General features: G+C 69.7%; 22 protein-coding genes and 1 tRNA gene. 12 read left to right on the top strand and 11 right to left on the bottom strand.

Annotation, left to right across the window (positions count from 1 at the left end):
- Nucleotides 1-82: 82 nt before the first annotated feature.
- Together CG50_RS02175 and CG50_RS02170 are read right to left on the bottom strand one after the other, a co-directional pair.
- Complete coding sequence (locus CG50_RS02175; protein WP_036634713.1) at nt 83-886, bottom strand: glycosyl transferase; 804 nt, start codon at nt 884-886, stop codon at nt 83-85.
- Nucleotides 887-982: 96 nt separating this feature from the next.
- Nucleotides 983-1,558 (bottom strand): DUF1285 domain-containing protein, encoded by a 576-nt coding sequence (locus CG50_RS02170; protein ID WP_036635022.1) that lies wholly within the window; start codon nt 1,556-1,558, stop codon nt 983-985.
- A 129-nt stretch (nt 1,559-1,687) separates the two neighbouring features.
- Between CG50_RS02170 and CG50_RS02165 the strand changes: the two genes are divergently transcribed.
- The 4 genes from CG50_RS02165 to CG50_RS02150 are packed head-to-tail and all read left to right on the top strand — an operon-like array spanning nt 1,688 to nt 8,467.
- On the top strand, nt 1,688-2,704 hold the full coding sequence (locus CG50_RS02165) for an AAA family ATPase (protein ID WP_036634711.1): 1,017 nt from the start codon (nt 1,688-1,690) through the stop codon (nt 2,702-2,704).
- Entirely contained in the window at nt 2,701-3,609 is a 909-nt protein-coding gene (locus tag CG50_RS02160; RefSeq protein ID WP_036634708.1) for a DUF58 domain-containing protein, read from the top strand. Before CG50_RS02165 ends, CG50_RS02160 begins: the two co-directional genes overlap by 4 nt.
- Entirely contained in the window at nt 3,609-6,362 is a 2,754-nt protein-coding gene (locus CG50_RS02155; protein WP_036634705.1) for a DUF4159 domain-containing protein, read from the top strand. Before CG50_RS02160 ends, CG50_RS02155 begins: the two co-directional genes overlap by 1 nt.
- Complete coding sequence (locus tag CG50_RS02150; RefSeq protein ID WP_036634704.1) at nt 6,359-8,467, top strand: membrane protein; 2,109 nt, start codon at nt 6,359-6,361, stop codon at nt 8,465-8,467. Before CG50_RS02155 ends, CG50_RS02150 begins: the two co-directional genes overlap by 4 nt.
- Before the next feature lie 160 nt (nt 8,468-8,627).
- Here CG50_RS02150 and CG50_RS02145 read toward each other — a convergent pair whose 3' ends face one another.
- Complete coding sequence (locus tag CG50_RS02145; protein WP_036634703.1) at nt 8,628-9,326, bottom strand: DUF599 domain-containing protein; 699 nt, start codon at nt 9,324-9,326, stop codon at nt 8,628-8,630.
- A gap of 148 nt (nt 9,327-9,474) precedes the next feature.
- On the opposite strand from CG50_RS02145, the gene CG50_RS02140 reads away from it, so the two are divergent.
- Together CG50_RS02140 and CG50_RS02135 are read left to right on the top strand one after the other, a co-directional pair.
- Nucleotides 9,475-10,248, top strand: coding sequence for a trypsin-like serine peptidase (locus tag CG50_RS02140; RefSeq protein WP_036634702.1), 774 nt, complete (start codon nt 9,475-9,477; stop codon nt 10,246-10,248).
- Nucleotides 10,249-10,387: 139 nt separating this feature from the next.
- Nucleotides 10,388-10,882, top strand: coding sequence for an Hsp20 family protein (locus tag CG50_RS02135; protein ID WP_036634695.1), 495 nt, complete (start codon nt 10,388-10,390; stop codon nt 10,880-10,882).
- A 66-nt stretch (nt 10,883-10,948) separates the two neighbouring features.
- On the opposite strand, the gene modC is transcribed toward CG50_RS02135, so the two are convergent.
- From modC to CG50_RS02115, 4 genes are all read right to left on the bottom strand, one after another.
- A complete protein-coding gene (modC, locus tag CG50_RS02130; protein WP_036634691.1) occupies nt 10,949-12,037 on the bottom strand; it encodes a molybdenum ABC transporter ATP-binding protein in 1,089 nt (362 codons plus the stop codon).
- Complete coding sequence (modB, locus tag CG50_RS02125; protein WP_051909405.1) at nt 12,037-12,747, bottom strand: molybdate ABC transporter permease subunit; 711 nt, start codon at nt 12,745-12,747, stop codon at nt 12,037-12,039. Before modB ends, modC begins: the two co-directional genes overlap by 1 nt.
- Before the next feature lie 13 nt (nt 12,748-12,760).
- Nucleotides 12,761-13,510, bottom strand: coding sequence for a molybdate ABC transporter substrate-binding protein (gene modA / locus CG50_RS02120; protein ID WP_036634689.1), 750 nt, complete (start codon nt 13,508-13,510; stop codon nt 12,761-12,763).
- Nucleotides 13,511-13,625: 115 nt separating this feature from the next.
- The gene (locus CG50_RS02115; protein ID WP_036634687.1) at nt 13,626-14,018 is read right to left on the bottom strand and encodes a winged helix-turn-helix domain-containing protein; all 393 of its coding nucleotides are present in this window, start codon (nt 14,016-14,018) and stop codon (nt 13,626-13,628) included.
- Between the two features lie 119 nt (nt 14,019-14,137).
- Between CG50_RS02115 and CG50_RS02110 the strand changes: the two genes are divergently transcribed.
- The 4 genes from CG50_RS02110 to CG50_RS02095 all read left to right on the top strand — a co-directional run bounded on the left by CG50_RS02110 (nt 14,138) and on the right by CG50_RS02095 (nt 17,116).
- Nucleotides 14,138-15,181, top strand: coding sequence for a glycosyltransferase family 4 protein (locus CG50_RS02110; RefSeq protein ID WP_036634676.1), 1,044 nt, complete (start codon nt 14,138-14,140; stop codon nt 15,179-15,181).
- On the top strand, nt 15,178-15,795 hold the full coding sequence (locus CG50_RS02105) for a glycosyltransferase family 29 protein (RefSeq protein ID WP_036634675.1): 618 nt from the start codon (nt 15,178-15,180) through the stop codon (nt 15,793-15,795). Before CG50_RS02110 ends, CG50_RS02105 begins: the two co-directional genes overlap by 4 nt.
- Before the next feature lie 69 nt (nt 15,796-15,864).
- A complete protein-coding gene (locus tag CG50_RS02100; RefSeq protein ID WP_036634674.1) occupies nt 15,865-16,887 on the top strand; it encodes an aspartate-semialdehyde dehydrogenase in 1,023 nt (340 codons plus the stop codon).
- 153 nt (nt 16,888-17,040) lie between these two features.
- A tRNA-Trp gene (locus CG50_RS02095) sits at nt 17,041-17,116 on the top strand.
- On the opposite strand, the gene CG50_RS16440 is transcribed toward CG50_RS02095, so the two are convergent.
- The 4 genes from CG50_RS16440 to CG50_RS02080 form a co-directional block, all read right to left on the bottom strand.
- The gene (locus tag CG50_RS16440; RefSeq protein ID WP_081880240.1) at nt 17,102-17,323 is read right to left on the bottom strand and encodes a hypothetical protein; all 222 of its coding nucleotides are present in this window, start codon (nt 17,321-17,323) and stop codon (nt 17,102-17,104) included. The genes CG50_RS02095 and CG50_RS16440 overlap by 15 nt on opposite strands.
- A 112-nt stretch (nt 17,324-17,435) precedes the next feature.
- Nucleotides 17,436-18,149 carry a glycosyltransferase family 2 protein gene (locus CG50_RS02090; protein WP_036634673.1) on the bottom strand — a complete coding sequence of 238 codons (714 nt, stop codon included), beginning with the start codon at nt 18,147-18,149 and terminating at the stop codon, nt 17,436-17,438.
- Nucleotides 18,146-19,246 carry a ceramide glucosyltransferase gene (locus CG50_RS02085; protein ID WP_051909383.1) on the bottom strand — a complete coding sequence of 367 codons (1,101 nt, stop codon included), beginning with the start codon at nt 19,244-19,246 and terminating at the stop codon, nt 18,146-18,148. The genes CG50_RS02090 and CG50_RS02085 overlap by 4 nt, the downstream gene beginning before the upstream one ends.
- Nucleotides 19,243-20,061 (bottom strand): UDP-2,3-diacylglucosamine diphosphatase, encoded by an 819-nt coding sequence (locus CG50_RS02080; RefSeq protein ID WP_036634668.1) that lies wholly within the window; start codon nt 20,059-20,061, stop codon nt 19,243-19,245. Before CG50_RS02080 ends, CG50_RS02085 begins: the two co-directional genes overlap by 4 nt.
- Before the next feature lie 277 nt (nt 20,062-20,338).
- Here CG50_RS02080 and CG50_RS16780 point away from each other — a divergent pair, with 277 nt between their 5' ends.
- Complete coding sequence (locus tag CG50_RS16780; RefSeq protein WP_152559402.1) at nt 20,339-21,268, top strand: hypothetical protein; 930 nt, start codon at nt 20,339-20,341, stop codon at nt 21,266-21,268.
- A gap of 87 nt (nt 21,269-21,355) precedes the next feature.
- Entirely contained in the window at nt 21,356-22,897 is a 1,542-nt protein-coding gene (locus CG50_RS02070; RefSeq protein ID WP_036635015.1) for an ATP-dependent DNA helicase, read from the top strand.
- Nucleotides 22,898-22,986: the final 89 nt, after the last annotated feature.

Raw genomic sequence — 22,986 nt, 5'->3', positions numbered from 1 at the left:
AATATCCCGGGGGGCTGCGGCGCAGCCGCGGCGGGGGCAGAGCCCCCTCTGTCCTCAGAATCGGGCCTCAGGGCCGGGCAGACTATTCCCGCCAGGCCTCGGCCGCCCAGGCGGCCGGCTTGGTGAAATGGCGCAGATAGCGCCACAGCGAGCCTTCCTTTTCCGGCCGGTTCGGGATGTTGCGCAGATGATCGGCCAGGGTAAATCCCTCGCGGCCGACCCATCCGCCCTTGATCGCCACCTCGGGATAGACCCCGCCCGGGAAGATCACCACGCGGGTATCGCGCTTCAGCCGCGGCGCCATCACCCAGTTCAGCGGGAAGGTCGGCAGGCACTGATAGCGGAAATGCTGCACCCAGTCGCGCGGGAACAGGTCGATCCCGCCCGGCGCGTTGCGGGTGACGAAGCGCTGTTCCCAGACATATTCCGTCGCCACCTGCAGCGGGTTGGCGATGAAGATCTCCTGCATCGGCGCGAGCTTGCCCACCGGGAAGCGGAAGCACGAGGTCTGCCCGATCCGCTCGAACGGTTTGGCCGGGTTGCGCGACAGGATCACCTGATCGGGATCGCCATAGCTGAACAGATCGTCGAGCGATCCGGTCACGATCAGATCCAGGTCGAGGAACAGCACATTCCCCGTCAGATCGCCGAGTTTCGGCCCCCACAGCCGCGCCTTCGGCCAGATGCCGCGCTTGGTCTTCGGGATCTCGACCGGGATCTCGGGCAGCGGCTGGCAGTCGACCTCGGGGCGGATGCCGGCGAAATTGTCGGTGAAGCAGGTGAAGCGGAACGGCGGCGTGATGTTGCGCGCCACCATCGCATACAGGCGATTGATGAACGGAGGGCCGTATTTCGTGCCCCAGTTGATGCAGATGACCTGTTTCATCGAATGCCCTCTTTTGCTCCCGCCATACCCTGCCCGGACTGAACCGTCCAGTTCATGCGGGCCAGTTCACACGGGGCCAGTTCACACGGGGGCAGTTCATGCGGGCATCTCGCGCATCGGGATCAGCGGGAAGAATTCGCCGGCCGAAGTCAGGCCGAGCCACGCCTCGCCCTGCCATTCGGCCGGGGTGGCGATCTCGGCCAGCCGGTAAAAGGTCTTGCGGTCGATCAGCGCCTCAAGGCCACGGCGCACCATCACATAGGGCCGGGGCGTGCCGTCGGGGCTGTATTCCACCCGGATCGGGTGATCGGCATCGGCCGTCACGCTGTCGCCCACATTGGTGGTGAAGGTCAGCGTGCCGTCCGCGGCCGTCACGTCGGTCGCGACGAAGGGCGCGTCCTCGACCCGGATGCCGACTTTCTCGACCGGCGTCACCAGGAAATACTTGCCATCCTCCAGCTTCAGGATCGAGGCGAACAGTCGCACCAGCCCCTCGCGCCCGATCGGCGTGCCGAGGTAGAACCAGCTTCCGTCGCGGCGGATCTCCATGTCGATGTCACCGCAGAACGGCGGGTTCCACAGATGCACCGGCGGCGGCCCCTTGCGCGCGGCGCGGCCGGCGGCGGCGGCCAGCCCCTCAGCGGTCGCCGTTGCGGCCGGATCTGCCTGCATCGGGGCAGATCGCTTCACGGCCCCGGGCATTTCGCCCTGCGTTTCGTCATCTGCTGTCATGCGCTCTTTGCCATCGGATCGGGGACGGGTATCACTGGGGCGAGCATACAGCGCCAGAGGAGCTTCGTCATGACCGATACCGCCGATCTCGTGGGGGAAATCGAACGGCTGGGGGCGAAGCTGGGGGCGACGCGCGAATCGGTGAACCGGCGCTTCATCGGGCAGGAACGGGTGGTGGAGCTGGTCCTCGCCGCGCTGCTGTCGGGCGGGCACGCGCTGCTGGTCGGTCTGCCGGGGCTCGGCAAGACCATGCTGGTCGAGACGCTGGCGACGGCGATGGGGCTCGGCGCCTCGCGCATCCAGTTCACCCCGGATCTGATGCCCTCGGACATCCTCGGCTCCGAGGTGCTGGAGACCGCGGCCGACGGCCGGCGCGCCTTCCGCTTCATCGAGGGGCCGGTGTTCTGCCAGCTTCTGATGGCCGACGAGATCAACCGCGCCAGCCCGCGCACGCAATCGGCGCTGCTTCAGGCGATGCAGGAACGCGCCGTCACCGTGGCGGGCGAACACCGCCGCCTCGGCCCGCCGTTCCACGTTCTCGCGACGCAGAACCCGATCGAGCAGGAGGGCACCTATCCCTTGCCCGAGGCGCAGCTCGACCGTTTCCTCGTGCAGGTCGACGTGGCTTACCCCGACCGCGAGACCGAACGGGCGATCCTTCTCGCCACCACCGGCGCGACCGAGGGCGCCTCGGTCCAGGTCTTCACCGCCGAGGAGCTGATCGCCGCTCAGGCGCTGGTGCGGCGGATGCCGGTCGGCGAAAGCGTGGTCGAGGCGATCCTTGCCGTGGTGCGCGCCTGCCGTCCCGGAGAGCCCGAGGCGCTTGACGTGGTGCGCGACACGCTCGCCTGGGGGCCGGGGCCGCGCGCGGCGCAGGCGCTGATGCTGATGGCGCGGGCGCGCGCGGTGCTGCAAGGCCGTCTGGTACCCTCGGTCGAGGATGTGGCGGCCTTGGCCGAACCGGTTCTGGTGCACCGCATGGCGCTCAACTTCACCGCCCGGGCGCGGGGCGATTCGCTCTCCGATGTGATCTCCCGCGTGGTGGCCGAGACCCTCGGCATCCGCGGGGCCGAGGTCGCCGCGTGACACCTCTGGCGCGTCATCGCGCGGCGCTAGATCTGCGCCGGCGGGCCTATGAGGCGGGGGCGGGGGCGCTGCCCGCGCTGCTCGTCGCGGCCCGACAGCTTGCCGAAACCGTGCGCATGGGCGGCCATGGCCGCCGCCGTCCGGGGGCGGGCGACGACTTTTGGCAATACCGTCTGGCCCAGCCCGGCGATCCGGCGCGCATGATCGACTGGCGGCGCTCGGCGCGCTCGGATGCGGCCTATGTGCGCGACCGCGAATGGCAGGTGGCGCAGGCGCTGTATCTGTGGGCGGACGATGCGGCCTCGATGCGGTTCAGCGCGGCCCCCGGAAGGCCCGAGAAGGCGGCGCGGGCGCGGCTTCTGGCGCTCGCGCTCGCGGTGCTGGCGATCCGCGCGGGCGAGCGGGTGGGGCTGGCCCAGCCCGGCGCCCCGGCGCGCCCCGGCCGGGCGCAGCTGATGACGCTTGCCGGGCTCCTGGCCCGCACGATGACGCAAGGCGCGCCGGTGCCCGAGACCTCGGCCCCCGAACCCGCGGTGATCGCGGCCCATTCGCGCGCGGTGTTCCTGTCGGATTTCCTGTCCGATCCCGCCCCGGTCGAGGCGGCGCTGGCCATGCTCTCGGGGCGTGGGGTGCAAGGCGTGCTGTTGCAGATCCTCGACCCGGCCGAGGAAGACTTCCCTTATGACGGCCGCACCGTGTTCGAGGCGATGTCGGGCGGGCTGCGGTTCGAGACCCGCGAGGCCCGCGACCTGCGCGCGCGCTACCTCGACCGGCTGGCCGAGCGGCGCGAGCGGCTGTCGCGCGCGGCGATGAATGCGGGCTGGCAGTTCTCGACCCACCGCACCGACGCGGCGCCGCAATCGGCGCTGCTGTGGCTGCACGCGGCGCTGGAGCGGGGCGTGTAATGCTGGTTCTCGGCCCGCTCGGGTTCACCGCGCCCTGGCTTCTGGCTGCGCTCGCCGCGCTGCCGGTGCTGTGGTTTCTGTTGCGCGCGACGCCTCCCGCGCCGGTGCGGCGCCGGTTTCCGGGCGTGGTGCTGCTCCTCGGGCTCGACGACACCGACGCGCAGGCCGAGCGCACGCCGTGGTGGCTGTTGCTGCTGCGCATGCTGGCGCTGGCCGCGGCGATCGTGGGCTTCGCCGGGCCGGTGCTGAACCCGCGCCCGTCGGTGCCCGCGACCGGGCCCTTGCTGATCGTCGAGGATGGCAGTTGGGCTTCGGCCCGCGACTGGTCGGGCCGCATGGCGCGCATCCGCGAGGCGTTGAATGCCGCAAGCGCCGCGGGCCGTCCGGTGGCGCTCGTCGTGCTCAGCGCGCCGCCGCCGGCGCCGCCCGCGTTCAGCGATGCCGCGACGCTGGCGCGCGGACTGCCGGCGCTGCGTCCGGCCGCGTGGGAGCCTGCGATGACCGATCCCGCCCGGCTGCTGCCCGAGGGGAAATTCGACACGCTGTGGCTGTCTGACGGGCTCGACCGGCCGGGGCGGGGGGCGCTGGCCGCTGCGCTTGAGGCCCGCGGGCGGCTGAGCGTCTGGCAACCCGCACGCCCCGTCGCCGCACTTGGCCGACCGCAGATCGCCGACCGGGGGGTGAGCGTGCCGCTGATCCTCTCCGCCCCTGCGACGGGGCGTTATGATGTTCTGGCGGAAGGCCCCGATCCCACGGGCACGATGCGCGAGCTGGCCCGCGCCACGGTCGACCTTGCGGACGCGAAGACCGGCGAGGCGCTGTTCGACCTGCCGGCCGAGCTGCGCAACCGCGTGACCCGCTTCACGCTCGACGGCACCACGAGCGCGGGCGCAGTGGCGCTGGCCGACGATACGCTGCGCCGGCGCAAGGTGGCGCTGATCGCGGGCGGTGGTGCGGCGCGCGAGGGTCTCGCGCTGCTGTCGCCGCTGCATTACCTGCGCGAGGCGCTCTCGCCCACCGCGGATCTGATCGGCGGCACGCTCGGCGATGCGCTGATCGCGCGGCCCGATGCCATCGTGCTCGCCGATGTCGGCACCGTGGCCGAACGGGTCGAGGTGCTGAAATGGGTGGCGCAGGGCGGGGTGCTGATCCGCTTCGCCGGGCCGCGACTGGCCGCGACCGATACCGCGGGCGATCCGCTGTTGCCGGTGGCGCTGCGGCAGGGCGGGCGCTCGGTCGGGGGGACGATGGCCTGGGGAGAGCCGCGCCGTCTCGCGCCGTTCCCGCCCGGATCGCCCTTCGCCGGGCTGACGATCCCGCAAGATGTCACCGTTTCCGAGCAGGTCATGGCCGAGCCCGGCCCCGACCTTGCCGCCCAGACCGTCGCGGCGCTGGCCGACGGCACGCCGCTGGTCACGCGGGCATCGCTCGGCAAGGGCGAGGTGGTGCTGTTCCACGTCTCGGCCAATGCGGATTGGTCGAACCTGCCGCTTTCGGGGCTGTTTCCGCAGATGCTGGCGCGGCTTGTGGCCTCGGCCGGGGGCGCGGTGCCGGGGGCCGCGGACCTCGCCGGGCAATCCTGGGTTCCGGTGCGGCTCCTCGACGGGTTCGGCCGGTTGTCCGCGACCGAGGCCCATGCCGCCGTGCCGGGGGCGGAGCTTGCGAAAGGCCAGCCCGGCCCCGATCTGCCGCCCGGCATCTATACCGCGGGCAACCGTTCCGTCGCGCTCGACGCGCTGGCGAAGGGGCGCGATCTGACGCCCGCCGTCTGGCCCGCCGGGGCGGAGATCGAGGCCGGTGCCACGGTCCGGCCGATGCCGCTTAAGGGCGGGGCACTCGCGCTGGCGCTGCTGCTCGCGCTTCTCGATGTCGTCGCGGCGCTTTGGGTCGGGGGCAAGCTGCGCGGACGGGCGGTCGCGGGGCTTGCGGTCGCTGCGCTTGCCGTGGGGCTGGCCGTTCCGGCCCCGGCGGCGCGCGCGGCCGAGACCGCGATGCCCATCGACCGGGCGGTCGCCGCCGCGTCCGATGTGGTGCTGGGCTATATCCCCTCGGGCGACGATCAGGTCGACCGCATCGCCGAGGCGGGCCTCAAGGGCCTTGGCCAGATGCTGGCCGAGCGCACCACGGTCGAGCCCGGCGCGCCGATGCGCATCGACCTTGCGAGTGACGATCTGGCGCTGTTCACCCTGCTTTACTGGCCGGTCACCGCGCTGACCCCGGCGCCGACGCCCGAGGAATATCTGCGCCTCAATCGTTTCCTGCGGGCGGGCGGCATGATCCTGTTCGATACCCGCGACGCCGATCTGACCGAGGCGGAGGGGGCGGCCTCGGACGCGGGCCGTCAGTTGCAGGCCATCGCGGCGCCGCTGGAGATCCCGCCGCTCGCGCAGATCCCGTCCGACCATGTGCTGACCCGCACCTTCTATCTGATCCAGGATTTCCCCGGCCGCTACGACGGCCCGATCTGGGTCGAGGCGCCCGCCCCCGATGCCGAACAGGCCGAGGGGATGCCGTTTCGCAATCTGACGGACGGGGTGACGCCGGTGGTGATCGGCGGCAATGACTGGGCCTCGGCCTGGGCGGTGAACGATGACGGTTCGCCGATGTTTCCGGTGGGCTCTGGTTCCGCCGGCGAGCGTCAGCGCGAGGTCGCCTTCCGCTTCGGCATCAATCTGGTGATGCATGTGCTGACCGGGAATTACAAATCCGATCAGGTGCATGTGCCGGCGCTTCTGGAAAGGCTCGGACAATGAACGGGCTGAGCGTGATCTGGGCGCCGCTGATCGGGATGGACGCGATCCGGGTTCTCGCGGTTCTTGCGGTGCTGGCGATCGCGCTGGCGGCGTGGAAGCGGCTTGGCGGATGGGTGCTGCGCGCGCTCGCTGCGGCGGTGCTGGTGGTGGCGCTCGCCGGGCCCATGCTGCAACGCGAGGCGCGCACGCCCTTGTCGGACATCGTGTTCCTGATCGACGACAGAAGCGCCTCGCAGCAGCTGTCGGACCGGGGCGCGCAGACCGACAGTGCCGTTGCCGGGCTGAGTGCGGCCGTCGCCGCTCTGCCCAATACGGAGCTGCGCCGCATCACGGTGCCCGACGGGCCGGGCGACAGCGGCACGCGGATCGGGGCGGCGCTGGCCGATGCGCTGGCCTCCGAGCCGCGCGCCCGCATCGCCGGGGCGCTGGTGGTCAGCGACGGCGAGGCCCATGACGCGGATGCGGCCCCGGCCTTCCCGGCGCCGGTGCACCTGCTGCTGACCGGCCATGCGAGCGACTGGGACCGGCGGCTGGTGATCTCCTCGGCCCCCGCCTTCGGCATCATCGGCGAAGAGACGAAGATCCGCCTGCGCATCGCGGACGAGGGGCGCGTGCCCGCCTCGGCCGGGCAGACGGCCGAGCTGAACATCGCCGTCGACGGTGCCGATCCCGTCACCTACACGGTCAAGGTGGGCGAGGATCTGGAGATGCCGCTGACCCTCGATCACGGCGGGCAGAATGTGGTGCAGTTCTCGGTTCCCGCGGCGCAGGGAGAGCTGACCGCGCGCAACAATTCCGCCGTCGTCCAGATCAATGGCGTGCGCGACCGGCTGCGGGTGCTGCTGGTCTCGGGCGAGCCCTATGCGGGCGAACGCACCTGGCGCAACCTGCTGAAATCCGATGCCGGCGTCGATCTGGTGCATTTCACCATCCTGCGCCCGCCCGAGAAGCAGGACGGCACGCCGACCTCGGAGCTGGCGCTGATCGCCTTCCCGACGCGGGAACTGTTCGTCGACAAGATCGACCAGTTCGACCTGATCATCTTCGACCGCTATGCCGAGCGCGGCATTCTGCCGGTCTCGTATTTCCGCAACATCCGCCGGTATGTCGAGAATGGCGGGGCGCTGCTGGTTTCGGCGGGGCCCGAGTTCGCGACCGTCGAGAGCCTCGCGCGCACCGAGCTTGGCCCGGTGATCCCCGGACGGCCGACCGGCAAGGTGCTGTCCGCTCCGTTCCTGCCCCGCCCGACCGAGGCCGGGTTGCGCCATCCGGTGACTGCCGGCCTGCAGGGCGCGCCCGCGCCCGAGGGGGCGAGCGAGGTGCCGGGCGCCAGTCACTGGGGTCGCTGGCTGCGTCAGGTCGAGCTGACCGACACCCGCGGCGAGGTGGTGATGACCGGCGCGCGCGGTGCGCCGCTTCTGGTGCTGTCGCATGAGGGAAAGGGGCGGGTGGCGTTGCTTGCCTCGGATCAGGCCTGGCTGTGGGATCGCGGCTTCGAGGGCGGGGGGCCGCAGCTCGAACTGCTGCGCCGGATCGCGCATTGGGACATGAAGGAGCCGGAGCTGGAGGAAGAGGCGCTGACCGCCGAGGTCGCGCCGGGCAGCCAGCAGGTCACCGTGACGCGGCGCAGCATGGCACCGGCGGTCGGGCCTTTGGAGGTGACGCGGCCCGATGGCACGAAGACCGCCCTGACGATGACCGATGCCGGACCGGGCCGCCATGTCACGGTCTTCGATGCGCCGGAGGCCGGGCTTTACCGGCTGGCGCAGGACGATCTGCGCCGTGTCGTGGCCGTCGGCCCGGCGAGCCCGCGCGAGTTCGAGCGCACCGTCGCCGATGCAACGCCGCTGGCCGGGGTGATCGCGGCCTCGCATGGCGGGGTGAGCCGGCTCGAGGACGGGCTGCCGCGGCTGATCGCGGTGCGCGAGGGGCGCAGCGCGGCGGGGCCGGGCTGGATCGGGATCACGCCGCGCGGAGCCTCGGACGTCGGGGGGATTGGCGTCGATCCGGTGCTGCCCGACTGGGGATGGCTGGCGCTGGCCGCCGGGCTGATGGTCGCGGCATGGCTGGTCGAGGGGCGCGGACGGCGGCGTCGGGCGGGCTGAGGGGGCTCTGCCCCGCAGAAAGGTTAAAGAGAGGGGGCTCTGCCCCGCCGGAAGGTTAAAGAGAGGGGGCTCTGCCCCCTCGGGCCTGACGGCCCTCACCCCCGGGATATTTGTCGCGAATCGAAAGATGGGAGCGGGGGCCTGCCTGCGCCTTCGTTTTTCAGTGCGGCGGATTGGCGAGCAGGGCGCGGCGCGCGAAGGAAGCGAAGTCGCGCCGCCACAGCATCGCGGTGGTATAGAGCGTCGCCGCGATCAGTGCCCAGGGACCGAGCAGCCAGGCAAGCGTGGCAAGTGCGAAATAGACCGAGCGCAGCCCGCGGTTGAAGCTTTTGGCGGCATTGATGTTGAGCTGGGCGGCCTGTTCGGCACGGGGGTAGACCAGCGGATCCTTGACGTCGTTCGGCACCGCCGCCATCGCGATCGCGGCATAGCTGAACAGCCGGTGCGACCAGACGAATTTCAGGAAGGCATTGGCACCGAACAGGGTGGCGGTGAGGATGCGGGTTTCCCAAAGCAGGCGTGGCCCCTCGGTCAGGCGGAATTCCTGCGCCATGCCGCTGAGCTGCTCGGGGTTGCCCAGAAGCGCCAGCCCGCCGCCGATGGCGATCAGCGCGGTCGAGGCGAAGAAGGTCGTCGATTGCCGCAGCCCGTCGACCATCGAGGAATCGAACAGCCGCGGTGTGCGGGTGACGAGCTGGCGCATCCATTCGCGCCGGTAGCCCTCCATCAGCTTGCCGACCGAGGGACGGTGCGCGGGCGGATGTTCGGTCAGCCAGCCGATGCCGAGCCAGCAGGCGACCAGGAGGACAAGGGCGGCGAGATCTGCGGGGCCGAGGGGGCCGAGGTGAAGCTGGGGCATGTCGGTCTTTCGGTCGGGTCGGAGGATGTGCCCCCGAGTCTAGCCGCCGCGCCGGGCAGAGGCCAGAGTGCCGGTCCTCCCGTGCCCGCTCTTTTGTCGGGGGGCGGGACGGCCTATGCTGCGGGCCTTGCCTGACGGAGTTCCGCCGATGCTGCGCCCGATTGTCCTGACTGTTCTTCTGGCCCTGTCGCCAGCCGCCGCGCCGGCGCAGAGCGTGCCGCAGCTGATGCAGACCGGGGCCGAGGGGCGGGGCTGGCAGGCGGTCGGAAAGCTCGACCTCGGGGGGGGGAGCTTTTGCACCGGGGCGCTGATCGCGCCCGATCTGGTGCTGACGGCGGCGCATTGTCTGGTCGACAAGGCGACGGGGAAGACGGTCGACCCCGGGCAGGTCAGCTTTCTCGCCGGCTGGCGCAATGGCCGGGCCGAGGCCTATCGCGGAGCGCGCCGGATCGCGGTCGATCCTGCCTATGCCGGGGCGACGGGCGACCGCGTGGGGCAGATGTCGCACGATCTGGGGCTGATCGGGCTGGAGATGCCGATCCGGTTGCCGAGCCTTCTTCCCCTCGCGGTCGATGCCGACACCCCGCCGGGGCCCGGCGACCCGGTGGGTGTGGTGTCCTATGCGCAGGGCCACGCCGAGGTGCCGGCGTTGCAGTCGATGTGCGACGTTCTGGTGCGCGAGCGCGGGGTTTTGCTGATGGACTGCAAGGCGGATTTCGGCGCCTCCGGCTCGCCGGTGATGGCGATGCGCGGAGGCGAGCCGAAGATCGTCGCGGTGATGTCGGCGAAGGCGATGCAGGACGGCAAGCCGGTCTCGCTCGCGGCGCTGCCGGCCGATCTGGCGGGGCTGCGCGCGGCGCTGGCCGCGGGGGCGGCCGAGCGTCCGACCGGCGCGGGCGGTGCGAAATTCATGCGCCCCTGAGCCCCCGGACGCCTTGAAACCTCGGGGCGGCTTTCCCAGATTCCGCTCATCGGAACGCCTGATGGGTTCCGGGAAAAAGACAGACCGCCCTGCCCGTGACGGGAGGGTGGGTGACAGTCATCGCTCTGGAGAGGATGCTATGCGCACGTTTGATTTTTCGCCCCTTTACCGCGCCACCGTCGGCTTCGACCGCGTTGCCGACCTGATGGACCGCGTGCTGACCACCGATGTGGCCCAGCCCACCTATCCGCCTTACAATATCGAGAAGATCGACGAGAACGGTTACCGGATCTCGGTCGCCGTGGCCGGGTTCAGCTCGGATGAACTGACGGTCGAGCTGCGCGACGGCGCGCTGATCGTCGCCGGCCGCAAGACTGATGAAGCCGAGGACAAGACCTTCCTGCATCGCGGCATCGCTACCCGCGCCTTCGAGCGCCGCTTCGCGCTCGCTGATCACATGAAGGTCACCGGGGCGTCCCATGCCGACGGGATGCTGCATATCGACCTCGTCCGCGAGGTGCCCGAGGCGCTGAAACCGCGCCGGATCGAGATCGCGACGGGCACCACGGTTGAGGCCGCCCCTGTCGTCAAACAGGTCGCCGAGACGGTCGAACCCGAGGCGGTCAACGCCTGATCGCGGCCTGAGATGTGAGGAACCGGGGCGCGGGGGATGTTTCCCCCGCGCCTTTTTCGTGCCGGCTCAGGCGGCACCCAGATCGTCGCGCGACAGCGCCACGGTTTTGAGAATCGCATGACAGGCCACCCCGGGCGCGAGGCCGAGGGCGGCGACAGAGCGTTGCGTCAGCCGCGACAGGATCGACTGACCCTCGGCAATCGCGATTTCGACGAAGGCGCGGCCGTCGGGGTCGGCCTCGATCCGGCGGACATGGCCGGCGAGGATGTTGAGGGCCGACAGCCCCTCGGGCCGGGTGCGCGAGACGATCACGTCCGAGGCATGGATGCGCAGCCGCAGCGCGGTGCCGGGGGTGGTGGGCGCGTCGGTCACGAAGACCGGCCCGCCCGCGGTGTCGAGGCGGATCAGCCCGTCGGGCTCGGTCCCGGCGACGCGGGCGGGAATGACGGTGCCGGCCTCGGCCCCGCCGAGGGACGCGGCGAGCGAGGGATCGGCGAACAGTGTCGCCGCCGGCCCCGCCGCGACGACCCGGCCGTTGCGCAGCAGCACGACGGTCTGGGCGAGGCGCGCGACCTCGCCGATCGAGTGGCTGACCAGAAGGACCGGAAGGCCCGCGTCGCGCAGCCGCTCGATGAACGGCAGGATCTCTTCGCGCCTTGCGGCATCGAGGGCGGCGAGCGGCTCGTCGAGCAGCAACAGCCGCGGCTTCGACAACAGCGCCCGCCCGATGGAGACGCGTGCCTTCTCGCCCCCCGACAGCGCGCCGGGTCGACGGTCGAGCAGCGCCCCGATGCCGAGCATCGCGGTCACCTTGTCGAAATCCTGCCCCTCCGCCGCGCGCGGCGCGAAGCGCTGGCCGTAAAGCAGGTTCGAGCGCACCGACAGATGCGGGAACAGCCGCGGCTCCTGAAAGACATAGCCGATGCGGCGCCGGTTGGGGGCGAGGAACACCCCCGCGGCGGTGTCGAGCAGCACATCGCCATTCGCCACCACCTTGCCGTGCTGCGGCCTCAGCAGCCCGGCGACGGCATCGATGACCGTGGTCTTGCCCGCGCCCGAGGGGCCGAACAGCGCCGTCACCCCCTTCGGCGCGGTGAAGGCGACGTCGATGTCGAAGCTGCCGAAATCGTGGCGAAGGCTCAGTTCCAGTTGCATCACTGTCCTCCGATCCGTTTCGCCACGCGGCGCGCGATGACCTCGGAGGCGACGAGCGCGCCGACCGCGATGATGACCGAGACGCCGGCCAGCCGCGCCGCCTGCACCTCGCCCCCCGGCACCTGAAGAAAGGCGTAGATCGCCGAGGGCAGGGTCTGCGTCCGGCCCGGAATGTTCGACACGAAGGTGATCGTCGCGCCGAATTCGCCCATCGCCTTGGCGAAGGCGACGATCATCCCGGCGATGACACCGGGTGCGATCAGCGGCAGCGTCACGGTGAGAAACACCGCGATCCGCGACGCGCCGAGCGTCGAGGCCGCCTGTTCCAGTTTCGGGTCCACCGCCTCGATCGCCAGCCGGATCGAGCGCACCATCAGCGGGAAGCTCATCACCGCGGCGGCGAGCGCCGCGCCGGTCCACTGGAAGGCGAAGGTGAAGCCGAACCACTGGTCCAGAAACTGCCCGACCCAGCCGCGCCGCCCGAAGGTCAGCAACAGCGCATAGCCCGTCACCACCGGCGGCAGGATCAGCGGCAGATGCACCAGCGCGTTGAGCAGCCACAGCCCCGGCAGGCGCGAGCGCGCCAGCACCGTCGCGACCCAGATCCCCAAAGGCAGCGAGGCCGCCACGGCGACCGTGGCGACCTTCAGCGACAGCACGACCGCCGTCCATTCCTCGGCGCTCAGCACCGGACCGAGGGCGGAGGTCAGCGCCGTCACCGGATCACTTCGTCAGCACCTCGAAGCCCTGGGCTTCGAGGATGGCGACGGCCTTGGGCGTCTTGAGGTAATCGTAGAAGGCTTTCGCCTCCGCCGGTGCCGGGCCGTCCTTGATCAGCGCGACGGGATAGGTGATCGCGGGATGGCTGTCGGCGGGGAAGGTGGCGACGACATGGACCTTCGGTTCGGCCACGGCATCGGTCTTGTAGACGATGCCATAGGGTGCCTCGCCCGTCGCGACGAGGGCGAGGGTCGCGCGCACGTTGTCGGCCTGCGCGACGCTGGGTTCCAGCTTGTCCCACAGACCCATGTGGCTCAGCGCGGCCTTGCCATACTGGCCGGCCGGGACCGAATCCACCATCGCCATCGCCAGATGATCCTTCGGGCCGAGCTTCGCGGGCAGTGTCGTCAGATCGACCGGCTCGTCCTTCGTCGCGACCAGCACCAGCGTGTTGCCCAGCATGTCGGCGCGGCTGCCCGGGGTGAGCAGGCCGGCCTGATCGACCTTGTCCATCCAGTCCTCGGCAGCCGAGATGAACATGTCGGCCGGGGCGGCGGCGATGATCTGCTTGGCCAGAGCACCCGAGCCGGCATAGGAAATCGCCGGTTTCGTGCCGGTCTCGGCGGTGAAATCGGCCGAGATTTCGTCGAGCGCGGTCTTCATCGACGCAGCGGCGAAAATCACCGGGTCGCCGGCGAAAGCGGGGCCCGCGACGGCGAGGGCCAGCCCGAAGGCGATGGATGCGATGCGCATGGGATATCTCCGGCAGTCGTTATGTTTTCTCGGACATAACCGTCAGGCGAGGCATGAGACAAGCTGAAATCTCGGGAAGCACACGGCGGCGGCCGGGATCGCGCGGGCGGGCAGGTCATTGCGGCGTGTCGGCGTCGGCCGGGGGGCGGTCCGGTTCCGCCACCCCTCCGGGGCGCAGCCTTGCGCCGATGGCGGCGATTTCCGGGGCGCAATGGTCGATCAGCTTGACGAGGATGGTGCGATAGGCGGACAGCACCTCCTCGCCCGCCCGGGTCAGCCGGGCACCGCCGCCATGGGCGCCGCCGCGCGCACTTGCAACCAGAGGTTCGGCGAAGGCGGCGTTCATCTCCTCGACCAGCGACCAGGCGCGTTTGTAGCTCATCCCCATGCTGCGCCCCGCCGCCGAGATCGAGCCGCTGTCGCGGATCGCCTCGAGCAGGTCCGCCTTGCCGGGGCCGAAGGGCAGGGTGCCATAATAGAGGCGCAGGCGGGCGCGGGTCAGCTCCATCGAAGGCTCCGGGGCAGGGTCAGGGGCGGCCATGGTGCCGCGCCCGGTGTCCGGCCGCAACCCCGCCCGGGGCCGCTTCGCACAAGACAAGCCGGGGCGCATCGACTAGACAGGGGGCCATGACACACGCTCCTTTGCCCGACCCCATCGAAGTCATCGCGCCGAACCTGAAACGGCGGCTGTCCGGCGTCACGGCGACCATCGCGCGGCTGGTGCCGGTGCAGGCGCACATGATCGGCATCGTCGCGACCGGGCCGGGGCTGCCCGCCGATCTGCCGCATGTCGCGCTGTGGCGGCTGCCGTTCCTGCCGCGGCGGCTGCGGGTGTGGCACGCGCGGCGCAACACCGAGATGCTGCTTGGCCTGATCCTGCGCCACGGGCTGCGGATGCCGCTGAAACTGATGTTCACCTCGGCCAGCCAGCGCCGCCATACCGGCTACACCAAGTGGCTGATCGGGCAGATGGATGCGGTGGTCGCCACCTCGGCGCGCACGGCCTCCTATCTGACGGTGCCGAACCGGGTGATCCATCACGGCATCGACACGGTTGGCTTCGCGCCCGCGACCGACCGGGCCGCGCTGCGCGCCCGCCTCGGCCTGCCGGTCGGGGGGCTGCTGGTCGGCTGTTACGGGCGGATCCGGGCGCAGAAGGGCACCGATGCCTTCGTCGATGCGATGATCGCGCTGTTGCCCACGCGCCCCGGCGTCACCGCGCTGGCGATGGGCCGCGCGACCGAGGGGCAGGGCGAGTTTCTGGCCGGGCTGAAGGCGAAGGTGGCGGCGGCGGGCCTCGAAACCCGCATCCTGTTCCCGCCCGAAGTGCCGGTCGACCGCATCGCCGACTGGTATCGCGTGCTCGACCTTTACGTCGCGCCGCAACGCTGGGAGGGCTTCGGGCTGACCCCGATCGAGGCGATGGCCTGCGCCGTGCCGGTGGTGGCGACCCGCGTCGGCGCTTTCGAGGAGATCGTGACCCCCGACACCGGCGCGCTGGTCGATCCGGGCGACATTCCGGCCCTCACCGCCGCCTGCGTGCCGTTCCTCGACGATCCCGAACGGCGCACCGCCGCGGCACGGGCGGCGCGGGCGCGCGCCGAAACCACCTTCCGCATCGAGGACGAGGCCGCGGCGCTCGTCGCGCTTTATCGCGAGTTGCTGGCGTGAACCGGCTCAGCTTCCTGATCGCACGCACCCTGCGCCGCGAGGCGGCGCTTGCCGCGCTGTCGATCCCGCAGGCGGAGCTGCTGGCGGAACTCAAGGGCAAGCGCATCGCGCTGATCGGCAATGCCCGCGCGCTCGCCGACAGCCTGCACGGGCCCGGGATCGACGCCCACGATCTGGTGGTGCGGATCAACCGCGCCCCGATGCCCGGCCCCGAAAGCCACGGCCAGCGCACCGACTGGCTGGGACTGGCGGTGCGTCTGGGCGCCGAGGACCGGGCGCGGCTGTCGCCCTCGCGCTATCTGTGGATGAGCCCGAAGCGCAAGCGCCTCGACTGGCTGACGGCGACGAGCCCCGGGTTCTATCTGCACCCGCGCGGCGATTACGCCCGGCTGCGCGCCCGCATCGGCGCCCCCCCCACCACCGGCGCCATGCTGATCGAGCTGTTCTCGCGCTCCGAAATGGCGGGGCTGACGCTTTACGGCTTCGACTTCTTCGCCTCGCTGTCGCTGTCGGGGCATCGCACCGCGGCGCAGGTTCCGCATGATTTCAGCGCCGAGGCGCGCTTCGTGGGCGACCTGATGGTTCAAGATCGCCGGATCGCCCGCGTCGCGTGACGTAATTTGCTTTCCAAAACGGCGGTTTTCCGCTAACTGCTGCCTGCTTTAAGGCATGGAGGTCCCCTGATGGGCTATAAAGTCGTCGTCGCGGGCGCCACGGGCAATGTGGGCCGCGAAATGCTGAACATTCTCGCCGAGCGCGAGTTCCCTGCGGATGAGGTTGTCGCTCTGGCGTCGCGCCGGAGCCTTGGCACCGAAGTCAGCTATGGCGACAAAACCCTGAAAACCAAGGACATCGAGGGTTTCGACTTCACCGGCTACGACATCGCGCTGTTCGCGATCGGGTCCGAGCCGACGAAGAAATACGCTCCCATTGCCGCCTCGCAGGGCTGCGTGGTGATCGACAACTCGTCGCTCTACCGCTACGACCCGCAGGTGCCGCTGATCGTGCCGGAGGTGAACCCCGACGCGATCGAGGGCTATACGAAGAAGAACATCATCGCGAACCCGAACTGCTCCACCGCGCAGCTCGTGGTGGCGCTGAAGCCGCTGCATGACCGCGCCAAGATCAAGCGCGTCGTCGTGGCGACCTATCAGGCCGTCTCGGGCGCCGGCAAGGACGCGATGGACGAGCTGTGGAACCAGACCAAGGGCACTTTCGTGCCGGGCCAGGAAGTCGCGCCGTCGAAGTTCACCAAGGAAATCGCCTTCAACGTCATTCCGCATATCGACGTCTTCCTCGACGACGGCTCGACCAAGGAAGAGTGGAAGATGACGGCCGAGACGAAGAAGATCCTCGACCCGAAGATCAAGCTGACCGCGACCTGCGTGCGCGTGCCGGTCTTCGTCGGCCATTCCGAGGCGGTGAACATCGAGTTCGAGGAATTCCTCGACGAGGACGAGGCCCGCGACATCCTGCGCGAGGCGCCGGGCGTGCTGGTCGTCGACAAGCGCGAGAACGGCGGCTACGTCACGCCGAAGGAAGTGGTCGGCGAATACGCCACCTACATCTCGCGCATCCGTCAGGATTCGACGATCGAGAACGGCATCAATCTGTGGTGCGTGTCGGACAACCTGCGCAAGGGCGCGGCGCTGAACGCGGTGCAGATCGCCGAGCTTCTGGGCCGTCGCTGCCTGAAGAAGGGCTGAGCGCCGCGCGCCTTCAGTCGCTGAAGAACACGGAACGGGCGCACCTTGCGGGGTGCGCCCGTTTCGCTTTCGAGGGGCTGCGGTTTCGCACGGCCCACCCTGCCGATACCCGCTTGACGGCATCCGGCGAAACCCCTAATGAGGCCGAAGCACAGGGGTATAGCTCAGTTGGTAGAGCATCGGTCTCCAAAACCGAGGGTCGTAGGTTCGAGTCCTACTGCCCCTGCCAGTTTCCGGACATGATCGCGTGAAACAGGCCGCAGGCTGACAGGGCCGATGCGGCCTTCGTCATGTGCGTTGCGGGGATATCGCCTGCGATGCGGTTGGGCTTCTGTCGCGCTTCCCTCTTGTCATCTATGGGAAAATCGGCCCGGGCCGGCGGATACTCCTGAAACCGGGGCCGCCCGAAGACCCGAGATTCCACTTTCTGCGCCATGAACGGACCTTATCCGTTTTCACGATATAAATATGGAAACACGGATTTATTCGTGACTATCGCAGCATCGCTGCCCTGCCGGCGCGGCCGCATCCGCCAAGCCCATCTTGCGTCACTGCGCGGCGATCAGATCGGCCGCGGTCACGCGCAGCTGTCGCATCAGCCGGATCTGGGTCAGGGCGTGCTTCGGGGCGATGGTGTCGAACATGTCGCCGAGCATCCGCGCATCCGCCTTCACCCCCTCCCAGGGGCCGCGCTTGCTGCCCTTCCACGGGCTTTCGACCTCGGGCCAGCGGACCACGGCGATCCGCGCCTGCGCCGCGATCAGCCGCTCGTTCATCGCGACCTCCAGGCCGAAATGCGGCAGGGTGCGCAGCGCCTCGGGCGGGCCGATCAGCCGCTTCGGCACCACCCGCTCTCCCGAGATGTAATCGAGCCCGATCATCTGCCACAGCTTCGGCGCATTGCCGCGCAGGCTGATCGAGACATCGGCCGCCCCCTCGCGCACCGGCGCGATCAGCGCGGACAGATCGTCCCCGGTCAGCCCGAGAAGATCGCTGTCGAGCAGCAGGATCAGATCGTGGCTTGCCGCCTCGATCCCCGTCGCCACCGCCCAGCTCTTGCCGTGGTTCTCGTCTTGCACGATCACCCGCGCGCCTCGGATGGCGCGGGCGACTTCGGCGGTGCCGTCGGCCGAACCGTCATCGACCACGATCACCTCGTCGATCAGCGGGTGGTCAGTGACGGAGGCCAGCACCGCGGCGATGCGCGGCGCCTCGTTATAGGCGGGGATGATGCAGCTGACGCGTTGCGGGGCAGGGGTCATGTCGTCTTGTCTCCGGTCATCGCGGTGCCGCGCCACTCGAACCCGCGCCGCAGCCATGTGGCAAGCCACAGCGGTTGCAGCAGCAGATCGCGCAGCACCATTGCCGCGATGTCCCGCCCCGAGGCCGGCCAGCCCGCGGTGCGGCACAGCGCGATCTCGGCAAGATACCAGATCAGAAGGAAGGGCAGAAGCCATGCCGCAGCGCCCGCGATCACAAGTGCTGCGGCCCAGGGCAGGGGGCCGAGCAGCGCCTCGGCCAGAAACAGCGCCGGAAAGCCCGCGCGGCGCACCCGCGACCAGCGCAATTGCCGGTCCCAGACGGCGCGGAACCCGCGCGTGCCGATCGGCTGGGCGAAGGCATGGCGCGTCAGCCGCACCCGAAGGCCCTGCGCGCGCACCGCCTTGGTGGAGGCGACATCCTCCGCCAGGTCGTGGCCGAGTGCCGCCGGCCCACCGGCGCGGGCGAGCACATCCGCCCGCCACACCAGATTCTTGCCCTGCGCGAAGCCGAGACCGAGCTGATCGGCCGCCAGCTGCCAGCGCGCCTGAAACCCGTTCAGGAACGCGCATTCGAGCGCCGCCCACAGCCCTTCCGCACGGATGCCGATGGGCGGGCTGGTGACCAGCCCGGTGCCGGCATCGAAGCGCGCCATCACCTGCACGAGGTAATCGCGCGGCAAAAGCACGTTCGAATCGACCATGGCGAGGATCTCGCCCCTCGCTTCGCGGCAGCCCTTGGCGATGTTGTTCAGCTTCGGATTGCCGCTGATCGGATCCTCGCCGATCAGCAGGCGCGCCGGCACCCCGGGGTGTTCGGCGATCAGCCGGCGCACCAGGGGCACGGCGGCATCGGTCTCGCGCGCGGCGCAGAACAGGATCTCGTAATCCGGCCAGTCGATCGCGAAGGTCGAACCGAGCGTTTCGGCGTCATACGCATCGAGGCCGCAGACCGGGCGGATGATGCTGACTTTCATAAGGGGCAGCGGCGCAGGGGGCACGGCGGCGGGGCGCAGATAACGTCCCGCGCTCAGCCCCGAGGAGGTCAGATGCACGCCAAGCGCCAGTGCCGCCCCGGCGCACAGAAGTTCAGAGATCATGTCCGCGACTGCAGCCTTTGACGAAAGGAAAGCGCCGGGCTCCAGACTTCGGCACGGCAGGTCTCGCCCGACCATTCCAGAACCCGCAGCGCGCCGCTTTCAGTTTCCACCAAAGCGGTCTGATTGTCGACCCAATCGCCGCAATTGGCGTAGATCAGCCCGTTGCGGTGATGCAGCGCCGCCTTGTGGTAATGGCCGCAGATCACCCCGCCGCGCGCACCGTTTTCCAGCGCCATCGCGGTCAGCCGTTCCTCGAAGCGGTTGCCGACCAGCATCAGCGCGTTCACCCCGGTGATCGCCAGCTCGAACAGGCCGCGTTCGGCACTGCGGTGCAGGTGGCGTTTCAGCCACTGATCGGCGGCGCGCAGCATGGCGTTGGCGCGGCTGCCGATGCGGGTCATGACATGCCAGCGCAGATAGCGCGCATCGCACTGGTCGCCGTGCAACACCAGATAGCGCTGTCCGTCGGCCGCGACATGGACCACGCTTTCGCGCAGCTCGAACTCGCCGAACCGGTCGCTGTCATGGCGGCGCAGCGCATCGTCGTGGTTGCCGGGCAGATAGACCACCCGCACGCCGGTTCGGGCGCGCCGGGTCAGTTCCTCGACGATCTCGTCATGCTCGGCGCCCCAGTGCAGGCGCCCGTTGTGCCAGATATCGAAGATATCGCCGACCAGATAGATGGTCCCGGCCTCGCTGTCCCTGAGAAATTCTAGAAAAGCTCCGGCGCGGCTGCCGCGTGCGCCGAGATGCAGGTCCGAAACGAAAAGGCTGCGGTATCGCCTGCGCCCCGGCTGAGGGAGGTTTCCCGTCATGCAGCGGTCCTTTCTGTGACAGAGGCAAGCCAGCCTTCGCGTGCGAGGGACGGCCTTCGCTGAGGGTGGTTTCGCCCCGGTTGACTAAAGATATGTGACAGAATGGCCCGGCCGCCAAGGATTTCGCCTTGTCCGGGCATATTTGTGCCCCGGAACGGGGCGAGACGTGGCGTCAGCTGCCTGTGCAGTGGGCATCAAACTCTCGCGAGCCTCTCGTGCATGTGGCGTGTTATACATAAGTTCCGTCCGACACGGCCCTGTCATGAAAGGATGCGTCGTGAAACAACTGATGATGACCGTCTGTGCTGCGGCACTCGGTTTCGCGATGGCCTCGGTGGTGGCCCCGGTTGCCGAGGCACGCCCCGATTGCGGGCCGGGGGCGGGCGATTGCGGTTCGGGAGCGCAGCAGCCCCGCCCGCCCGCACAAGAGCAACAGCGACCGGCCTCGCCTTCTGGGCATGGGCCCGACGACCGTTCGCAAGGCCGGCCGCAGGGCGCCGGCGCGCAACCGCCGCGGATGTCCGGGGCGCAGGGCTCGACCACCGGCCACGGGCCAGACGATCGCGGGTCCAGCTGGATGCAGCAGGGCAGTGGGGCCTCGCGCCCGGGCGCCGGCGGGCGGCCGCAGGGAAATCCTCAGCCCGGAAATCCTCAGCCCGGAACTCCGCAGCCGGGCAAACCCGGGCAAGGGTCGGGTCAGCCGGGTCAGCCGGGGGGGCGACCGGGGGGCAACCCGCCGTCGGGAGGCTGGGGCGGGCATGACCGGCCACAGCCGGGCGGCTGGGGCGATGGGGGGGGCCGCCGGGACCGGGATCACTGGGACCGGGATCACTGGGACCGCGACCGCGGCGGCTGGGGCAGCGGTGTCAGCACCACGATTATCCTCGGTTCTCCGGACCCCGAGCCAGATCCGTATTATTACCCCTACGAGCCGTCCTATCCGGTCCCGGTCTATCCTGCTCCGTCCTATCCGGCACCCGGATATGCTCAGCCCGTCTATCCAGAGCCACCGGCCGACCTGCGGATCGGGGCGAGCGCCTATTCCGGCCAGCTTTTCATGCGCGCCGCGAACAGCCGTTTCCCGCCGCCGCCGCCCGGACAGGAATACCGGGTGATGCCGAACGGCTGGCTGGTGCTGGTGGACAGCAACACGCTGGCCATCGTGTCGATCCTCGGGTTGCTGAGCGTGCTGCTCAACCAGTATTGATCTGCCTCCGGGAGGGGCCGCCCCTTCCCGCAGGACCGGCGGCGGCGGCGCTTGTTGCGCCCGCCGCCGCCCTGTATGGTCCGGCCCATGACGCCGCCCGCAATCACGTTTTCCGACGATCAGGCCGAGGCCTGGGACGCCGTGGCCCAGGCTCTTGCCGATGCCGGGGTCGATATCCTCGATGGCAGTATCGACGAGGCGGGCGCGGGCAACCGCGTGCTGTCGGTGATCGGCAAGGCGGGCTCGGGCAAGACCATGCTGCTCGCCGCCCTTTATCGCGCGCTGGAAGAGGCCGGGATCGAGGTCGTCTCGGGCGATTTCGAAAGCCGCAAGCGCAAGGAGCGGCGCTCTCTCGCGATTCTCGCGCCGACCAACAAGGCGGCTTCGGTGCTGCGCTCGCGCGGCGTGCCGGCGACGACGATCCACCGTATCTTGTATACCCCTGTCTACGATCCGCAATATGAGCGTATCGCCGAATGGCTGTCGGGGCAGGGCGAGCGGCCGAAGCCGGACCTTCTGGGCGACATGGGGCTGACCGACGAGGTGCTCGACCGCGCCAAGGCGTTCTACGATCTGCACAAGTCGATCCCGGGTGCGCTGGCCTCCGCCGGGCTGCGGGGATCGGATTTCATCCAGGGCTGGAAACGGCGCGAGGATCCGCTCGACATCGGCTTCGTCGACGAGGCTTCGATGCTCGACGAGCGGCAGTTCGACGACCTGCGCGAGATCTTCCCGACGCTGATCCTGTTCGGCGATCCGGCGCAGCTCGCCCCGGTCAACCAGTCCGGCCAGATGTGTTTCGAGCGCCTCCCCGAGGCCGACAAGCATGTGCTGCACCGCATCCACCGCCAGTCGCAGGACAACCCCATCCTCGATCTGGCCCATGCGCTCGCCGACGAGAGCCTGACCTTCGAGGCCTTCGAGCGGATGATCGAGAAGACCGCCGCCAGCGATCCCAGGGTGGTCTGGGCCGAACGGGTCGAAAGCGATCTGATGGCGCGCTCGCCGGTGCTGGTGTGGCGCAACGCGACGCGGGTGCGGCTGATCCAGGCGTTCCGCTCGGCCCATGGCGCGCCGGCCGATGCGCTTCTGCCCGGCGAGCCGCTGATCTGCGACGGGATCGAGCTGCCGCTGAAGCATCGCAAGAAGCGCATCGACCTTGAGGCGCGGGGGCTGATCAAGGGGGCGCAGGTGGTTTACCTCGGCCCCGGCAAGCGGCCCGGTTTCTCGCGGCTGCATGTGATCGGGTCCGAGGATCCGCGGCTGTCCGCCGCCTCGATCATCAAGATCGAGCTGCCCGACGAGGAAGAGCCCTTCATCCCCTTTGCGGCGCGGATGGGGGCGACCTTCCTGCATGGCGCGGCGGTGACGATCCACAAGGCGCAGGGCAGCCAATGGCCCGATGTGCAGGTCTTCGCCCCCGACATCTACGCCGCCTATCGCGCCGGGCGCACCGAGGCGGGCATCCCGCTGTGGAAACGTCTGGCCTATGTCGCGATCACCCGCGCCGAGAACCGGCTGTTGTGGGTGGTGCGCGCGCGGCTGGCCCGGCCGACGCATCCCCTCGGCATCGAGGATCTGCCGGCCGGGTCGAGCGCGCTGCGGCTGTCGTCCGAGGAGGACATCTGACCGCGGCCGGACCTGCCCCCGCCTGACACGGCCCCGTTTGCCTCTGACTTCGGCCGGACTTGACCGTCGTCCCCCTTGCCGCTTTCCTG

This window comes from Paenirhodobacter enshiensis (assembly GCF_000740785.1).
Classification (GTDB): domain Bacteria; phylum Pseudomonadota; class Alphaproteobacteria; order Rhodobacterales; family Rhodobacteraceae; genus Rhodobacter; species Rhodobacter enshiensis.
This window is presented reverse-complemented; position numbering and strand designations above follow the sequence as displayed.

What these genes read in the sequence shown, in the direction of transcription:
- CG50_RS02070 (WP_036635015.1), top strand. Translation starts at nt 21,356, where the DNA reads ATGACGCCGCCCGCAATCACGTTTTCCGACGATCAGGCCGAGGCCTGG.
- CG50_RS02165 (WP_036634711.1), top strand. Translation starts at nt 1,688, where the DNA reads ATGACCGATACCGCCGATCTCGTGGGGGAAATCGAACGGCTGGGGGCG.
- CG50_RS02085 (WP_051909383.1), bottom strand. Translation starts at nt 19,246, where the DNA reads ATGATCTCTGAACTTCTGTGCGCCGGGGCGGCACTGGCGCTTGGCGTG.
- modC (WP_036634691.1), bottom strand. Translation starts at nt 12,037, where the DNA reads ATGCAACTGGAACTGAGCCTTCGCCACGATTTCGGCAGCTTCGACATC.
- CG50_RS02115 (WP_036634687.1), bottom strand. Translation starts at nt 14,018, where the DNA reads ATGGAGCTGACCCGCGCCCGCCTGCGCCTCTATTATGGCACCCTGCCC.
- CG50_RS02150 (WP_036634704.1), top strand. Translation starts at nt 6,359, where the DNA reads ATGAACGGGCTGAGCGTGATCTGGGCGCCGCTGATCGGGATGGACGCG.
- CG50_RS02110 (WP_036634676.1), top strand. Translation starts at nt 14,138, where the DNA reads ATGACACACGCTCCTTTGCCCGACCCCATCGAAGTCATCGCGCCGAAC.
- CG50_RS02155 (WP_036634705.1), top strand. Translation starts at nt 3,609, where the DNA reads ATGCTGGTTCTCGGCCCGCTCGGGTTCACCGCGCCCTGGCTTCTGGCT.
- modA (WP_036634689.1), bottom strand. Translation starts at nt 13,510, where the DNA reads ATGCGCATCGCATCCATCGCCTTCGGGCTGGCCCTCGCCGTCGCGGGC.
- CG50_RS02080 (WP_036634668.1), bottom strand. Translation starts at nt 20,061, where the DNA reads ATGACGGGAAACCTCCCTCAGCCGGGGCGCAGGCGATACCGCAGCCTT.
- CG50_RS02100 (WP_036634674.1), top strand. Translation starts at nt 15,865, where the DNA reads ATGGGCTATAAAGTCGTCGTCGCGGGCGCCACGGGCAATGTGGGCCGC.
- CG50_RS02140 (WP_036634702.1), top strand. Translation starts at nt 9,475, where the DNA reads ATGCTGCGCCCGATTGTCCTGACTGTTCTTCTGGCCCTGTCGCCAGCC.
- CG50_RS02135 (WP_036634695.1), top strand. Translation starts at nt 10,388, where the DNA reads ATGCGCACGTTTGATTTTTCGCCCCTTTACCGCGCCACCGTCGGCTTC.
- CG50_RS02090 (WP_036634673.1), bottom strand. Translation starts at nt 18,149, where the DNA reads ATGACCCCTGCCCCGCAACGCGTCAGCTGCATCATCCCCGCCTATAAC.
- CG50_RS02170 (WP_036635022.1), bottom strand. Translation starts at nt 1,558, where the DNA reads ATGCAGGCAGATCCGGCCGCAACGGCGACCGCTGAGGGGCTGGCCGCC.
- CG50_RS02145 (WP_036634703.1), bottom strand. Translation starts at nt 9,326, where the DNA reads ATGCCCCAGCTTCACCTCGGCCCCCTCGGCCCCGCAGATCTCGCCGCC.
- CG50_RS02175 (WP_036634713.1), bottom strand. Translation starts at nt 886, where the DNA reads ATGAAACAGGTCATCTGCATCAACTGGGGCACGAAATACGGCCCTCCG.
- CG50_RS16440 (WP_081880240.1), bottom strand. Translation starts at nt 17,323, where the DNA reads ATGGCGCAGAAAGTGGAATCTCGGGTCTTCGGGCGGCCCCGGTTTCAG.